We start from the raw sequence: 2034 nt of genomic DNA, 5'->3' as shown, positions 1-2034 counted from the left end.
AGGATCGCTTCCGCGCCGGCCTCGCCCATCAGGCCCATATCGCCGCCCATCGGGAAGAAGCTCGGGGAACGCACGACACCGCCGTCGGCAAACGGCGTCACAGACCCCACCAGTCCGCCGATCGCATTGCCCAGCATGTTTTCGAGCGGCTTCAACCCGGCCGCCAGCGCGATATCCGAAAGCCGGTTGCCGAGCCCCTTGAGTACGTCCTCGAGCCCGCGCCCGCCCGTCGTCGCGGATCTGAGGGCCCCGGTCAGTGCGGCCCCGAAGCGCTGCGAGCGGACTTCGAGATCCGCCATCACGCCGGTCAGCGCCTCCGCACCGGACAGGGTGCCGGCCAAACTATTGTCGTCTTCCATGGTGAACTCCTGTTTCGTCGCCCCTGCCCTTCATAGAAATCTCTCAAGATCCGCCCCTCATCCGGCTGCCGCCACCTTCTCCCCGTTTTCACGGGGAGAAGGGCGCAAGTCGCGCCGACCTTGCCCAATCACGGGCAACACGCAAGGCACGTCCCCTCTCCCCGTCAAAACGGGGAGAGGGTTAGGGTGAGGGGCAATTTTGGACGCAACGCCAACTGACAGAAACAAGACGAGCGGCAGACTCACTCATCCGGAAACGCCCGCATCAGCGCGTCCAACCCCGCTCTCTCGATTCCTGCGCCACGCCCCCTTATCCCGCCGGTCATGGCAAAAAATTCGACGGGCGTCAGCGCCCAGAAATCCCTCGGCGGAAGCCGCAGCAGGCAGAGGCCGGCATGCATCACCGTTCCCCAAGGAAACGGCTCAAGCCTCGCCTCTTCGATCGCAGTGTCGGGAACCCCTATTGCGATCGCTCCGATTCCCGCTGCGGCCCTCAAGGGTTTGCCGTGGCCTTCCCGCCCGGCTCCGCAAACGTCGCGGCCAGCAGATCCCCGACAATCTGCGCATAGGCTAAAATTCCGCCCTCGATGCTCATCGCCGCCACCTCATCGTCGGAGAAGAGATTGCCGCCGCCGCGCAGGCCGGCACCGATCAGACGGATCATGTCCGCCGCCTTCAGCCGCCCGGAGGAAAACCGGTCCGCCAGCCCGTTGAGGTCGCCGGCTGCAAATGCCGTTTCCAGCTCCGCCAGCGCGCCAAGCGTCAGGCAAAGAATGCGGCGCTCGCCGCCGATCACCGTCTCGATCTCGCCGCGCCTGCGATTCGCGTGTCCGCCCGCCATCACAGCACTCCGAAGGTCAGGCTGCCGGCCGATTCCAGCGCCAGTTCAAAGCGGATCTCGCCATTGTGCTCGCCGGAATATTCGAGCGCCGTCACCTGGAACGGCCCGGTCACGGTGCCGAAGGCCGGGATCAGGATCTGCCAGGCAAATATGCTGCCGCCGAAGAACGCCGTCCGCACCAGCGCATCGCTTTCCTGATCCTTGAAAATACCGGCTCCGGTCAGCGAAGCGCGCTGCACGCCGGCGCCACCCAAAAGCTCACGCCAGCGCCCGGCGCTTTCGGCATCGGTGATGTCGACGGTCTCGGCATTGAAGGCGAGGCGCTTCGAGCGCAGCCCCGCCACCGTCAAGAACGCGCCGTCATTGTCGATCTTCAAGAGCAGGTCCTTGCCCTTCTGCGCCACCATGTGGAAGTCCTTTCCGCTGTTGTCCGTTTGTCGCTTCCGCACCGTAAAAAGCGGTGCTAGAGCATCGGGCGCTCAACCATCCCTTTCGCGAATGCCTCCCGCCGCCATGCCCAAAATCCTCCCGCTGCGCTCGGCGCAGACGATCGCCGTGCTGGCCGTCACCCAGATCATCTCCTGGGGCACGACCTTCGACATGCTCGGTGTCATGGGCCGCATCGTCGCGCCGGAACTTGACCTTCCGAACGAGGTCGTGTTCTTCGGCCTGTCGATCATGATGCTGGTCAGTGCGCTTACCGGTCCCGCGACCGGGCGGCTGCTCGGCCGCCATGGTGCCGCAAAAGTCATGGCCGGCGCGTCCGTCATCTTCGCCATCGGCCTGCTGCTGCTCGCGAGCGCCCATGAGATCCTGGTCTACGGTCTCGCCTGG

4 protein-coding genes and 1 pseudogene are annotated in these 2034 nt (G+C 65.1%); 1 reads left to right on the top strand and 4 read right to left on the bottom strand.

Features of this window, described 5'->3' with window-relative positions:
* The 4 genes from MOV61_RS29660 to MOV61_RS29645 form a co-directional block, all read right to left on the bottom strand.
* The coding region (locus MOV61_RS29660) for a phage tail tape measure protein (protein WP_247139141.1) at positions 1 to 359 on the bottom strand (359 nt) is incomplete at its 3' end.
* A gap of 242 nt (positions 360 to 601) precedes the next feature.
* Positions 602 to 856 carry a rcc01693 family protein gene (locus MOV61_RS29655; protein WP_309493882.1) on the bottom strand — a complete coding sequence of 85 codons (255 nt, stop codon included), beginning with the start codon at positions 854 to 856 and terminating at the stop codon, positions 602 to 604.
* On the bottom strand, positions 853 to 1200 hold the full coding sequence (locus MOV61_RS29650; RefSeq protein WP_247139142.1) for a gene transfer agent family protein: 348 nt from the start codon (positions 1198 to 1200) through the stop codon (positions 853 to 855). Before MOV61_RS29650 ends, MOV61_RS29655 begins: the two co-directional genes overlap by 4 nt.
* Complete coding sequence (locus MOV61_RS29645) at positions 1200 to 1607, bottom strand: phage major tail protein, TP901-1 family (protein WP_247139139.1); 408 nt, start codon at positions 1605 to 1607, stop codon at positions 1200 to 1202. The genes MOV61_RS29650 and MOV61_RS29645 overlap by 1 nt, the downstream gene beginning before the upstream one ends.
* A gap of 106 nt (positions 1608 to 1713) precedes the next feature.
* On the opposite strand from MOV61_RS29645, the pseudogene MOV61_RS29640 reads away from it, so the two are divergent.
* A pseudogene (locus MOV61_RS29640) lies at positions 1714 to 2034 on the top strand (MFS transporter); the annotation flags it as partial.

Origin of the sequence: Neorhizobium sp. BETTINA12A, from assembly GCF_023006485.1 — a bacterium.
Taxonomy (GTDB): domain Bacteria; phylum Pseudomonadota; class Alphaproteobacteria; order Rhizobiales; family Rhizobiaceae; genus Neorhizobium.
Note: the sequence above shows the minus strand (reverse complement) of the source record. Positions and strands in the feature narration are given on the sequence as shown.

Coding starts and splice junctions, on each gene's coding strand:
- MOV61_RS29650 (WP_247139142.1), bottom strand. CDS start 1,200: ATGGCGGGCGGACACGCGAATCGCAGGCGCGGCGAGATCGAGACGGTG.
- MOV61_RS29645 (WP_247139139.1), bottom strand. CDS start 1,607: ATGGTGGCGCAGAAGGGCAAGGACCTGCTCTTGAAGATCGACAATGAC.